The following is a 12,939-nucleotide window of genomic DNA, read 5'->3' on the forward strand; positions in this document are numbered from 1 at the left end:
GGCGGTTAAACCCGATTCTGTACGTGTTGGTAGCCGAAACGGCCCTTGATGCAGAGGTTGCCGTGAGTCACCGGGTTGTCGTGCGGTGAGGTGACCTTGACGATCTCATTGTCCTGCACGTGGAGGGTGACGTTGCAGCCGACGCCGCAGTACGCGCAGACCGTGGTGGTCTCGGTCTGGGCCGGTTCGTCCCAGGTGCCTGCCGCGCGCATGTCGAACTCGCTCTTGAAGGACAGCGCCCCGGTGGGGCAGACCTCGATGCAGTTGCCGCAGTACACGCACGCCGAATCGGTCAGCGGCGCGTCGTGCTCCGTGGAGATCCGGGCGTCGAACCCCCGCCCCGCCACGGCGATCGCGAACGTGTTCTGCCACTGGTCGCCGCAGGCGTCCACACACTTGTAGCAGAGGATGCACTTGTCGTAGTCGCGGACGTAGAGGTCGTTGTCGACCTTGGGTTCCTCGTCGACCCGGGCGGCGTCCGGGCCGAAACGGTCAGGCTTCGCCTCGTACTCCTTGAGCCACTCCGCGGCGCGTGGTGTCGTCGACAGGTCGGTGGAGGACGCGAGCAGCTCCAGGACCACCTTGCGGCTGTGCCGGGCCCGTTCGGTCTCCGTCAGCACCGTCATGCCCGCCTCCGCGCGGCGCGAGCACGCCGGTGCGAGGGTGCGGGCGCCCTCCACCTCGACGACGCAGACCCGGCAGGCGTTCTTCGGTGTGAGGGTGTCGCCCTGGCAGAGCGTGGGGATGTCCTTGCCCGCCGCGCGGCAGGCATCCAGGATCGTCGAGCCCTCCGGGACCCGGGTCTCCTGCCCGTCGAGGGTGAACTCGATCAGACGGCGGGGCAGTTGCAGCGGCACAGCGGTCACTTGTAGACCCCCAGACGGTCGATGGCCGACTCCACGGCATTCCAGGCGGTCTGCCCCAGACCGCAGATCGAGGCGTCCCGCATTGCCTGCCCCACCTCTCTCATCAGCGCGATGTCCTCGGCGGCGCCCGCCCCGGTCCGGTCCACGATCCGGTGCAGCGCCTCCTCCTGGCGCACGGTGCCCACCCGGCAGGGCACGCACTGGCCGCACGACTCGTCGCGGAAGAACTCGGCGATCCGCAGCAGGATGCGCGGCAGCTCGACCGAGTCGTCCAGGACCAGCACGACCCCTGAACCGAGCGTCGTACCGGCGGCCCGGGTCCCCTCGAAGGTGAGCGGGACGTCCAGCTCGTCAGGGCGTACGAAGCCGCCCGCCGCGCCGCCGAGCAGCACGGCCCGCAGATTGCGCGGCGGGCCCGCCAGATCGAGCAGTTCCCGCAGGTTCGCGCCGAACGGCAGCTCGTAGACGCCGGGGCGGGCGATCTGCCCCGAGACGCAGAACAGTTTGGTGCCGGTGGACGCTCCGGAGCCGGTCGCCGCGTAGGCGGCGCCACCCCGCTCCAGGACCGGCAGGACGTTGACCAGCGTCTCGACGTTGTTGACGGCGGTCGGTTTGCCGAAGAGCCCCTTCTCCACCGGGAACGGCGGTTTGGAGCGTGGCTCGCCCCGCTGCCCCTCGATCGAGTTGAAGATGGCGGTCTCCTCGCCGCAGATGTACGCCCCGGCCCCGCGCCGGATCTCGATGTCGAAGGCGTACCCCTGCCCGAGGACGTCCGGCCCCAGCAGGCCGCGGGCGCGGGCGGACGCGAGGGCGCCGCTCAGCCGGGCGTACGCGCGGGGGTACTCGCCGCGCAGGTAGAGGTAACCGTGCCCGGCGCCGATCGCGTATCCGGCGACGGTCATCGCCTCGATGAGGGCGAAGGGGTCGCCCTCCATCAGGACACGGTCCTTGAACGTGCCCGGTTCGCTCTCGTCCGCGTTGCAGACGAGGTAGTGCGGGCCGTCGGCCTGCTGGGCGGTGGCCTGCCACTTGCGTCCGGTCGGGAACGCGGCACCGCCCCTGCCGACGAGGCCGGAGTCCAGTACCTCGCGGATCACTCCGGCGGGGCCGAGGGTGAAGGCGCGACGCAGGGCGGTGTATCCGCCGGCGGCGCGGTAGTCGTCGAGGGAGGCGGGGTCGACGGTGCCGATGCGCTTGAGGAGGACGAGGGCGGGAGAGCCGGACTGGGGGACGGCGGACCGGGCGGGGGGCTCGGTGGGGGCGTCGGCGGGGGAGCGGGCCGCCGCGAGGAGGGCGGGGGTGGTGGCGGGGGCGATCACCGCGGCGTGCCGGCGGGGGCCGTCGCCGGGGGCGGCCGGAGGCACGGGCCCCGGAAGGGCCGGCGGGTGGTGGGCCACGGGAAGGGCCGGCGTCGGGTGGCGGGGCACGGGAGGGGTGGAATCGCGGGTGGGAGGGGCTGGACTCCCCGCCTGGAGCAGCAACGCCGCCGGGGCCCTCTCGCACAGGCCCAGACACGGGCTCTCCTGCCACACCGTCCCCTCCACCGGTGTGCCCGGTTCGCCGAGTTCCGTGCGCAGGGCCGCGCAGAGCGGTCCCGATCCGCGGGCCGCGCAGGCCAGGTCGGTGCAGACGTGCAGCACCTTCGTGGGGCGTGGTTTCACCGAGAACATCGAGTAGAACGTCGCGACGCCGTAGGCCTCCGCGGGAGCCACCGTCAGCCGTCGGCAGATGTAGTCGAGCGCGCCCTCGCTGATCCACCCCACCTGGTCGTTCACCGCGTGCAGAGCGGGCAGGAGCTGGTCGCGGCGGTCCTTGGCGGCCGAGGCACCGCCCGTCGCCCAGCGCAGGTCCTCGTCCGTGCGTTCGTCCGCCCCCTCCCAGCCGGACGGGGGAGGGCCGAGCAGGGCGTCGACCGCGGCGCGCTCGGCGTCCGAGGGGGCCGCGCCGGTGAATCTCAGGTCCATGCGGGCACCAGCTTCTCTATCCGTACGGCGGACGCCTTGAACTCGGCGGTGCCGGCGATCGGGCAGTTCGCCTCGATCGTCAGCTGGTTGGTGTCGACCTCGTCCGGGAAGTGCATGGTCATGAAGGCCAGCCCGGGCCGCAGTCCTGGGTCGATCCAGACGGGCGCCGTGACGCTGCCTCGCCGTGAGGAGACCCGGACCTGCTCCTCGCTCGTGACGCCGTAAGTCTCGGCGTCCTCCGGGCACAGCTCGATGTACTCGCCGCGACGCAGCGGCGAGGCGTAACTCCCGGTCTGCACGCCCGTGTTGTACGAGTCGAGGCGCCGTCCCGTCGTCAGCCGCAGCGGGTACGTCTCATCGGTCAGATCGACCGGCGGATCGTGCGCCACGAGGCCGAAGGGGGCCGCTGGCCCCCGCCGCGCCGGATCGGTCTCCCAGAGGCGGGCGTGCAGGAAGCTGGAGGGCAGTTTCTCCGTGTCCGGGCACGGCCACTGCAGCCCCTGGTGCTCGGCCAGTCGGTCGTACGTCATGCCGAAGTGGTCGGGGGACAGGGCGCGCAGCTCGTTCCACACGGCCTCGGAATCGGCGAACTTCCAGTCGTGGCCCAGCCGTCCGGCCATCGCGCAGATGATGTCGATGTCCTCGCGGGCCTCGCCCGGAGGCACGAGGGCCGCCCGGACCCGCTGTACGCGCCGTTCGCTGTTCGTCGTCGTGCCGTCCGTCTCCGCCCACGCGGCGGCGGCGGGCAGGACCACGTCGGCCATCTCGGCCGTCTTCGTCAGGAAGATGTCCTGCACCACCAGGTGGTCGAGCGAGGCCAGGCGCCGCATCGCCTGCTCGCTGTCCGCCTCGGACTGGGCCGGGTTCTCGCCGATGCAGTACACGGCCCGCAGCTCGCCGTCCTCCATCGCCTCGAACATCTCGGTGAGCGTCTTGCCGTACCGGGGCTGGATCACGGTCTCCCAGGACCGTTCGAACTTCTCCCGCGACCCGGGGTCGAGGATGTCCTGGAAGCCGGGCAGTTTGTTCGGGATGGCGCCCATGTCGCCGCCGCCCTGCACGTTGTTCTGGCCCCGCAGCGGCTGTACCCCGGAGCCGTAGCGGCCGACGTGCCCGGTGAGCATCGACAGGTTGATCAGGGCGCGCACGTTGTCGGTGCCGTTGTGGTGTTCGGTGATGCCGAGGGTCCAGCACAGCTGGGCGCGTTCGGCGGTGGCGTAGGCGTGCGCGAGGTCCCGGACGGCCTCGGCCGGGACGCCGGTCACCTTCTCCGCCGCGGTGAGGGTCCAGGGTTCGACGAGCGCCGCGTACTGCGCGTAGCCCGTCGTCGCCCGCTCCACGAAAGCGGTGTTGACCAGTCCCGAGTGGATGATCTCGCGGCCGATGGCGTGGGCGAGCGGGATGTCGGTGCCGACGTCCAGGCCGAGCCAGCTCTCCGCCCACTCCGCGGTAGAGGTGCGGCGCGGGTCGACGGCGTACATGCGGGCCCCGTTCCGGATGCCCTTCAGGACGTGCTGGAAGAAGATCGGGTGCGCGAAACGGGCGTTGGAGCCCCACATGACGATGAGGTCGGTGTGCTCGACCTCCGCGTACGAGGAGGTCCCGCCGCCCGAGCCGAAGGCCGCCGAGAGACCGGCGACGCTGGGGGCGTGGCAGGTGCGGTTGCAGGAGTCGACGTTGTTCGTCCCCATCACCACGCGGGTGAACTTCTGGGCCACGTAGTTCATCTCGTTCGTGGCACGGGCGCAGGACAGCATGGCGAAGGCGTCGGGACCGTACGCCGCCCGGGTCTGCCGGAACCCGGCAGCCGCGCGTGTCAGTGCTTCGTCCCAGCTCGCGCGGCGCAGGGTGCCGCCCTCGTCGCGTACGAGCGGGTGCGTCAGTCGTTCGTACGTCTTCGGCTGCCGGTCCTTGCGGCGCCTTCCGTGGGTGCCGTTGGCGGGGCTGTCGTTCATGGCGCGCTCCCTGCTGGGGCCGAGGAGGTGGTGGCGAGGAGGTCGGCGAGCGCGTGCACGGCGCGCAGCGTCGGTACGGGCGTCCCGGCCAGTCCGGCCAGCTCGACGACGGCGGCGAGCAGCACGTCGAGTTCGAGGGGTTTGCCCTTCTCCAGGTCCTGGAGGGTGGAGGTCTTGTGGTCGCCGACGCGTTCGGCACCCGCGATGCGCCGTTCCACGGAGATCTCGGGGTGGCAGCCGAGGGCCGCCGCCACGTCGAGGGTCTCGCGCATCATCGACTCCACGAGCGCGCGGGTGTCCGGATGGCGGCAGATCTGGCCCATGGTGGCTCTGGCCAGCGCGCTGATCGGATTGAAGGAGATGTTGCCGAGCAGTTTGATCCAGATGTCGTTGCGCAGGTCCGGTTCCACGGGACACTTCAGCCCACCCGCGACCATCGCGGCGCTGAAGTCGAGACAGCGCCGGGATACGGAGCGGTCCGGTTCCCCGATGGAGAAGCGGGTGCCTTCCAGGTGCCGTACGACGCCCGGCGCCTCGATCTCCGTGGCGGCGTACACGACGCACCCGATGGCGCGTTCGGGCGGCAGGGTCGCGCTGACCGCGCCCGCCGGGTCGACGCTGTCCAGGCGGCGTCCGGTGTGCGGACCCGCGAGGCCGTGGAAGTACCACCAGGGAATGCCGTTCTGCGCCGCGATCACGGCGGTGCGCCCGTGCATCAGCGGATGGACCAGGGGGCCCGAGAGGGCGTACGAGTTGGCCTTCAGGCCGAGGAACACGTAGTCGACGGGGCCGACGTCCGAGGGGTCGTCGGTGGCCGAGGGGCGGGCGGTGAAGTCGCCGCGCGGACTGAGGACGCGCACACCGTCACGGCGCATGGCCTCCAGGTGCGGGCCTCGGGCGATGAGATGGACCTCGGCGCCGGCGCGGTGGAGCGCGGCCCCGACATAGGCGCCGATGGCTCCGGCACCGACAACTGCGACTTTCACGGGGCTCTCCGTTCGGTGAGAGGACCGAGCGAGGGTGTCAAGTCGACAGAATATTGTCTACAGTATGCGGTCTAGGGGGTCAAGGCTGTCGTCAAGGCTCCAACCTCCGGCCCGGAATCCTGTGGGGTTACGTGCCCTCGTACCGGGCGGTAGCGACCAAGACTGGATGGTTCCTGCCATTCGTAACGAGGGGAACCCGTACATGACCGGCTCACGTGTCGTGGCGCTCGGCCACTATCAGCCCGCCAAAGTGCTCACCAATGACGATCTGGCCGCCATGGTCGACACCAGCGACGAGTGGATCACCAGCCGGGTCGGCATCAAGACCCGTCACGTAGGTGGCCCCGACGAGCCGGTGGACGAGATGGCCGCACACGCGGGAGCCAAGGCGCTGGCCGCGGCCGGCCTGCAGCCCTCGGACATCGACATGGTCCTCGTGGCCACCTCCACGGCGATCGACCGTTCACCGAGCATGTCCGCGCGGGTCGCGGCGCGGCTCGGCATGGGCTCGCCCGCGGTGATGGACATCAACGTGGTCTGTTCCGGCTTCACCCACGCCCTGGCGACCGCGGACCACGCCATCAGGGCCGAGGCCGCCACCCGGGTCCTGGTCATCGGCGCCGACAAGATGGCCGACATCGCCGACTGGACGGACCGCACGACGTGCGTCCTGCTCGGTGACGGGGCGGGAGCCGCCGTCGTCGTCGCGGACTCCGGCGCCGACGGGCGGCCGGGCATCGGGCCCGTGCTCTGGGGTTCCGTGCCCGAGATGGGCAATGCCGTACGCATCGAGGGCACGCCGCCGCGCTTCGCGCAGGAGGGGCAGTCCGTCTACCGGTGGGCCACCACGCAGCTGCCGCCGATTGCTCGCAAGGTGTGCGAAAAGGCAGGAATCGCCCCGGAGGATCTTGCCGCTGTGGTGCTGCATCAAGCCAATTTGCGGATCATCGAACCGGTCGCGAAGAAGATCGGTGCAGTCAACGCGATCATCGCCCGGGATGTGGTGGATTCAGGCAATACGTCCGCCGCTTCCATCCCCATGGCGCTGTCCAAGCTGGTGGAGCGCGGGGAGGTCGAGAGTGGTGCACCGGTGCTGCTTTTCGGCTTCGGCGGCAACCTCTCGTACGCCGGTCAAGTGATCCGCTGTCCCTGACCCGCATTGTGCTCGGTAGACTGTAGACGATAAGCAATTGCTCGTCGCCTCAAGGGGGACCGCGATGTTGTCCACAGGACTGCCGCAAGGGGCTGTGCCGAAGCTGGAACGGCCCGGTCCGCTGCGCGAGCGCGTCTACGAGGCGCTGCTCGAACTGATCACCACGCGTGCGTTGCGTCCCGGCCAGCACCTGGTCGAGAGCGAGCTCGCGGGGCATCTCGGGGTGTCCAGGCAGCCGGTGCGCGAGGCGCTCCAGCGGCTGAACACCGAGGGCTGGGTCGACCTGCGCCCCGCGCAGGGCGCCTTCGTCCACGAGCCGACCGAGCAGGAGGCCGACCAGCTCCTCTCGGTCCGTACGCTCCTCGAGGCCGAGGCGGCCAGGCTCGCCGCCGCCAACTCGGGCACGGCCGGCATCGCGGCGCTCGAAGAGCTCTGCGCCAAGGGTGAGCAGGCCGTGGCCGACGACGACGTGGACCTGGCGGTCGCCACCAACGCCGCCTTCCACGCCAAGGTCATGGAGCTGGCGGGCAACGTCGTCCTCGCCGAACTGGCCGGGCAGGTGGACCGCAGGGTCCGCTGGTACTACACGCCGGTCGCCCGTCAGCGCGGCACCCAGTCGTGGATCGAGCACCGCGCGCTGATCGCGGCGATCTCCTCGCGGGACGAGCGGCGGGCCACCGAGGTCATGCGCGCGCACACGGAGCACACGCGCGAGACGTACCACCGGCGCGAAGAGTCGTAGAAGAGCCGGAGAAGAGACGCGATCACGCCGATGGGACACCGGGAACTCCCGGTGTCCCATCGGCGTGTCCGGAGACGTGCGCGCTCCTTTGTCCTCAGTGTGGAGAAAGTTGGAGCGGATTACTGCGCAACTTCTTCCCACTCCGGGAAAGCGCTGCTACGTTCCCCTCCAAAGCCCGACGGACTGTCCGGTGTGGCGGGGAGGGACGTGTGAGACGCATGACGGCTCGGCCCGCGAACGCGCATCAGGCGCGACTGCTCAGGCTGTTGCGTGACGGTGGTCCCAACTCCCGTGCGCAGCTGGGGGACGAGGTCGATCTCTCGCGCTCCAAGCTCGCCGTGGAGGTGGACCGTCTGCTGGAGACCGGCCTCGTCGTGGCCGACGGACTCGCCGCCTCGCGCGGCGGTCGCCGTTCACACAACATCCGGCTCGCTCCGGCACTTCGGTTCCTCGGTGTCGACATCGGCGCCACGTCCATCGACGTGGCCGTCACCAACGCGGAGCTGGAGGTCCTCGGGCACCTGAACCACCCCATGGACGTACGCGAGGGCCCCGTCGCCGTCTTCGAGCAGGTGCTGTCCATGGCGGCCAAGCTCCGGGCCTCCGGGCTCGCCGAGGGCTTCGACGGCGCCGGTATCGGTGTCCCGGGACCCGTCCGGTTCCCGGAAGGCATTCCGGTGGCGCCGCCGATCATGCCCGGCTGGGACGGTTTCCCGGTCCGCGAGGCACTCAGCCAGGAACTGGGCTGCCCCGTCATGGTCGACAACGACGTGAACCTCATGGCGATGGGGGAGCAGCACGCGGGCGTCGCGCGTTCCGTGGGCGACTTCCTCTGCGTCAAGATCGGCACAGGAATCGGCTGCGGCATCGTCGTCGGCGGCGAGGTCTACCGCGGCACGACGGGCAGCGCCGGGGACATCGGCCACATCCAGGTGGAACCGGACGGACGCGCCTGCGCCTGTGGCAACCGGGGCTGCCTGGAAGCACACTTCAGCGGCGCGGCGCTCGCCCGCGACGCGGAGGACGCGGCACGTTCCGGCAGGTCGGCGGAGCTCGCGGCCCGGCTGGAGGCGGCCGGAAAACTCAACGCCGTCGACGTCGCCGCCGCCGCGGCGGCCGGTGACGCCGCCGCACTGGATCTGATCCGTGAGGGCGGGAACAGGGTCGGGCAGGTCATCGCCGGACTCGTCAGCTTCTTCAACCCCGGCCTGGTGGTGATCGGCGGTGGTGTGACCGGCCTCGGGCACAACCTGCTCGCCAGTGTCCGCACCCAGGTCTACCGGCAGTCCCTGCCGCTCGCCACCGGCAACCTCCCCATCGTCCTGGGGGAGTTGGGACCGGCCGCCGGAGTGATCGGCGCCGCCCGGCTCATCAGCGACCACCTGTTCTCACCGGCCTGATCCTCGGACCGGGTCAGCACGACAGCACGTCCGCACGTTCCGCACATGACCACGTCCAGTACCTCCCGTACTTCGCCCTGCCCGCTCACCGGCCCCGCACCCGCCGAGGGGATTTGTCATGGCACCAGAACCGCCATCAGCAGCGGAAGCAGCACCCCGAGCCGCACCCGAACGCCCCCTGCTCACCATGTCCGGCATCACCAAGTCCTTCCCCGGTGTACGCGCCCTCGACGGCGTGGACCTCGAAGTGCTGGCCGGCGAAGTCCACTGCCTCCTCGGGCAGAACGGCGCCGGAAAGTCCACGCTCATCAAGGTGCTGGCCGGAGCCCACCAGCCCGACGACGGAGAGATCACCTGGCGCGGCGCACCCGTCGCGCTCAAGTCACCCATCGCCGCGATGCGTCTCGGGATCGCCACCATCTATCAGGAACTCGACCTGGTCGAAGGGCTGTCGGTCGCCGAGAACATCTTCCTCGGCCACGAATTGACCAGCGCGGGATTCGTCGTCCGCACCCGCGAGGCCCGCACGGCGGCGGGCGAGCACCTCAGGCGACTGGGCCACCCGGAGATCGACCCCGCCCGCGCGGTCGGCGACCTCTCGGCCGCCCAGCAGCAGATCGTCTCCATGGCACGAGCGCTCTCCCACGACGTACGCCTCATCGTGATGGACGAACCGTCCGCCGCTCTCGACCCGGACGAGGTGGACAACCTCTTCCGCATCGTCGACGGGCTCACCGCCGAAGGCGTAGCCGTCGTCTACATCTCCCACCGGCTGGAGGAGATCCGCCGGATCGGAGACCGGGTGACCGTACTCAAGGACGGCCGGGCCGTCGCCGTGGGGCTTCCCGCCAAGTCCACACCCACGCGGGACATCGTTGCCATGATGACCGGCCGCAACGTCGAGTACGTCTTCCCGCAGCGCACCGGCACTCCGGCCGCCCATGCCGACGCGCCGCCGGTCCTCACCGTCGAAGGGCTCTCCAGGGAGGGGGAGTTCGAACCCCTCGACCTCGAACTGCGGCCCGGCGAGATCGTCGGCCTCGCCGGACTCGTCGGCTCCGGACGCTCGGAGATCCTGGAGACCGTCTTCGGCGCACGCAAGCCCACCACCGGCCGCGTCAGCGTCGACGGAAAGCAGCTTCGACCCGGCAGTGTCCGGGCGGCGGTCGCCGCCGGAATCGGACTGGCGCCGGAGGAACGCAAGGCCCAGGCACTGCTGTTGACCGAGTCGGTGACCCGTAACGTCTCCGTCTCCTCGCTCTCACGCTTCGCCCGTGCCGGCTGGCTCGACCGCGGCGCCGAGCGCAAGGCGGCGAGAACCGCCACCCGTGAGCTCTCCCTGCGGCCCGACAACCCGGACGTGGCCGTCCGTACCCTCTCCGGCGGCAACCAGCAGAAAGCGGTCCTGGCCCGCTGGCTGCTGCGCGGCTGCCGGGTCCTGCTCCTCGACGAACCCACCCGCGGCGTCGACGTCGGCGCACGCGCCGAGCTGTACGCCGTGATCCGCCGGCTGGCCGACGAAGGCCTCGCCGTACTGCTCGTCTCCAGCGAGGTACCCGAAGTGCTGGGCCTCGCCGACCGGGTGCTGGTGCTCCGTGAGGGCCGCGTCGTGCACGCGGCCGACGCGCAGGAGCTCGACGAGCACCGCGTACTCGATCTCGTGATGGAAGGGAGCCCGGCATCATGACGCAGCCCGTCTCTTCGGCGCAGCACAACGGGCCGGACAAGGGGGTCCTGACCGGCCCGTCCGCCGCCCCGCCCTCGAAGAAGGAGGGAGGCGGCCCGCGCGCGTTCGGCCTGCGCGCCGACGTCCGCAACCTGTCGCTGCTCGGCGTACTCGCCGTACTGATAGCCGTCGGCGGCATCACCGAGCCCGAAGCCTTCCTGGACACCGGGAACCTTCAGCTGATCCTGACCCAGGCCTCCGTCATCGGTGTCGTCACCGTCGGGATGACCTTCGTCATCACCAGCGGCGGCATCGATCTGTCGGTCGGGGCGATGGTGGCGCTCGCCTCCGTCTGGGCGACGACACTCGCCACCCAGGAGTACGGCTTCGCGGGCATCCTCTTCACCGCCGTGATCGTCGGACTCGCGGCAGGGCTCGTCAACGGGCTCCTCATCGCGTACGGCGGGCTGGTCCCGTTCATCGCGACGCTGGCCATGCTCGCCTCGGCCCGCGGGCTGGCGCTCCAGATCACCGATGGCAAGACGCAGATCGTCACCGTGCAGTCCGTGCTCGACCTGGGACTTCCCGACTCGTACATCCTGGGAATTCCGCCGCTGGTCCTGGTCTTCGCCGCGGTCACCGTCGTCGGCTGGCTCATCCTGAACCGCACGACCTTCGGACGCCGTACGGTCGCGGTCGGCGGCAACGCCGAAGCGGCCAGGCTGGCCGGCATCGACGTCCGCCGCCAGCGGCTCTACCTCTACCTGCTCTCCGGACTCTGCTGCGGCATCGCCGCCTTCATGCTGATCATCCTGTCCGGATCGGGCCAGAACACCAACGGCAACCTCTACGAGCTCGACGCCATCGCCGCGGCCATCATCGGCGGCACCCTCCTCAGCGGCGGGCGCGGCACCATCGTCGGCTCCGTCCTCGGTGTCCTGGTCTTCACCACGATCACCAACATCTTCGCGCTCAACAACCTGCAGAGCGATGTCCAGCAGATCGCCAAGGGCGCGATCATCGTCGCCGCCGTCCTGGTCCAGCGCCGCACGCTGCGCAACGGAGACACCTGATCCCCGGGTCCTCCCCGCCACCACCCGCTGTTCCGTACGCACCGCACCGGATGAAGGGTTTGACAGCCATGCCAGAAACCAGCCGCAGAGGACTGCTCTTCGGCACCGCAGCCGTCTCCGCGGGCGCCTTCCTCACCGCCTGCACCAGCAACGAGCCGAAGTCCACCGGCAATTCGGCCGCCCAGAGCAACCAGCCCGCCGCCGACGACAAGCCCGGCAAGCCCGTCACCATCGGCTTCGCCGGACCCCAGGCCGACCACGGCTGGCTCAACGCGATCAACGTGAACGCCAAGTCACGCGCCGAGAAGTACTCCGAGGTGACCCTGGAGATCACTGAGGGGTCCAACGACACGGCCGTCCAGATCGGCCAGGTCAAGACCCTCATCAACAAGAAGGTCGACGTCCTCGTCATCCTTCCCGCGGATGGCAAGGCGCTCACCCAGGTGGGCCTCGAAGCGATGAGGGCGGGCATCCCCGTCATCAACCTGGACCGCATCTTCGCCTCCCCGCAGGCCTACCGCTGCTGGGTCGGCGGCGACAACTACGGCATGGGCCTGAACGCCGGTCACTACATCGGCGAACAGCTCAAGGGGAAGTCGGGCGCCAAGGTCGTCGAGCTGGCCGGCATCGACAGTCTGGAACTCACCAAGCAGCGCAGCCAGGGCTTCGCCGACGCCCTCAAGAACTACTCCAACATCGAACTGGTGGCCCGTCAGGCAGCGGACTTCACCGTCGAGTCGGGGCAGGCCAAGATGGCCCAGCTCCTCCAGGCGCAGAAGAAGATCGACGCCCTGTGGAACCACGACGACGACCAGGGGGTCGGCGCGCTCCGCGCCATCCAGCAGGCGGGTCGCGACGAGTTCGTCATGGTCGGCGGAGCGGGGGCAAAGTCGGCGATGGACGCCATCAAGGCCGACAACAGCGTCCTCAAGGCCACCGTCCTCTACCCGCCGACGATGGCCGCGTCCGCCATCGACCTGGCGCGCGCCCTGGGGCAGAGCAAGGGCATCGGGGGCCTGTCCGAGCTGGAGATCCCGACCTCGCTCACCCTCTACTCGGCCGTGGTCACCAAGGACAACATCGACCAGTACCTGCCGACGGGCTTCAGCTGATCCGGACGGAGGAGGGGAGCTG

The 12,939-nt window shown here is 70.2% G+C and carries 10 protein-coding genes; 6 read left to right on the top strand and 4 right to left on the bottom strand.

The features are described 5' to 3' along the window. Nucleotides 1-5 precede the first annotated feature (5 nt). From AB0C82_RS10255 to AB0C82_RS10270, 4 genes are read right to left on the bottom strand one after another with little or no spacing between them, the layout of a single operon-like run. Nucleotides 6-866: a 2Fe-2S iron-sulfur cluster-binding protein gene (locus tag AB0C82_RS10255; protein WP_362838555.1), complete on the bottom strand. Its 861-nt coding sequence runs from the start codon at nucleotides 864-866 to the stop codon at nucleotides 6-8. Continuing rightward, the gene (locus AB0C82_RS10260; RefSeq protein ID WP_362838558.1) at nucleotides 863-2,830 is read right to left on the bottom strand and encodes an NAD(P)H-dependent oxidoreductase subunit E; all 1,968 of its coding nucleotides are present in this window, start codon (nucleotides 2,828-2,830) and stop codon (nucleotides 863-865) included. The genes AB0C82_RS10255 and AB0C82_RS10260 overlap by 4 nt, the downstream gene beginning before the upstream one ends. Further along, a complete protein-coding gene (locus tag AB0C82_RS10265; RefSeq protein WP_362838561.1) occupies nucleotides 2,821-4,785 on the bottom strand; it encodes a molybdopterin-dependent oxidoreductase in 1,965 nt (654 codons plus the stop codon). Before AB0C82_RS10265 ends, AB0C82_RS10260 begins: the two co-directional genes overlap by 10 nt. Further along, entirely contained in the window at nucleotides 4,782-5,825 is a 1,044-nt protein-coding gene (locus tag AB0C82_RS10270; RefSeq protein ID WP_362839802.1) for a 2-dehydropantoate 2-reductase, read from the bottom strand. The genes AB0C82_RS10265 and AB0C82_RS10270 overlap by 4 nt, the downstream gene beginning before the upstream one ends. Before the next feature lie 148 nt (nucleotides 5,826-5,973). On the opposite strand from AB0C82_RS10270, the gene AB0C82_RS10275 reads away from it, so the two are divergent. The 6 genes from AB0C82_RS10275 (at nucleotide 5,974) to AB0C82_RS10300 (ending at nucleotide 12,917) form a co-directional block, all read left to right on the top strand. After that, nucleotides 5,974-6,924 carry a beta-ketoacyl-ACP synthase III gene (locus tag AB0C82_RS10275; protein WP_362838564.1) on the top strand — a complete coding sequence of 317 codons (951 nt, stop codon included), beginning with the start codon at nucleotides 5,974-5,976 and terminating at the stop codon, nucleotides 6,922-6,924. Nucleotides 6,925-6,988: 64 nt separating this feature from the next. Continuing rightward, nucleotides 6,989-7,666, top strand: coding sequence for a GntR family transcriptional regulator (locus tag AB0C82_RS10280; protein WP_362838567.1), 678 nt, complete (start codon nucleotides 6,989-6,991; stop codon nucleotides 7,664-7,666). A gap of 218 nt (nucleotides 7,667-7,884) precedes the next feature. Further along, nucleotides 7,885-9,066, top strand: a complete 1,182-nt coding sequence (locus AB0C82_RS10285; RefSeq protein WP_362838570.1) for an ROK family transcriptional regulator — start codon at nucleotides 7,885-7,887, stop codon at nucleotides 9,064-9,066. Nucleotides 9,067-9,253: 187 nt separating this feature from the next. Further along, nucleotides 9,254-10,753 (top strand): sugar ABC transporter ATP-binding protein, encoded by a 1,500-nt coding sequence (locus tag AB0C82_RS10290; RefSeq protein WP_362839804.1) that lies wholly within the window; start codon nucleotides 9,254-9,256, stop codon nucleotides 10,751-10,753. Next, the gene (locus AB0C82_RS10295) at nucleotides 10,750-11,805 is read left to right on the top strand and encodes an ABC transporter permease (protein ID WP_362838573.1); all 1,056 of its coding nucleotides are present in this window, start codon (nucleotides 10,750-10,752) and stop codon (nucleotides 11,803-11,805) included. The genes AB0C82_RS10290 and AB0C82_RS10295 overlap by 4 nt, the downstream gene beginning before the upstream one ends. A gap of 68 nt (nucleotides 11,806-11,873) precedes the next feature. Then, the gene (locus AB0C82_RS10300; protein WP_362838575.1) at nucleotides 11,874-12,917 is read left to right on the top strand and encodes a substrate-binding domain-containing protein; all 1,044 of its coding nucleotides are present in this window, start codon (nucleotides 11,874-11,876) and stop codon (nucleotides 12,915-12,917) included. The last annotated feature ends 22 nt before the right edge of the window (nucleotides 12,918-12,939 follow it).

The organism is Streptomyces sp. NPDC048560 (assembly GCF_040650955.1).
Taxonomy (GTDB): domain Bacteria; phylum Actinomycetota; class Actinomycetes; order Streptomycetales; family Streptomycetaceae; genus Streptomyces.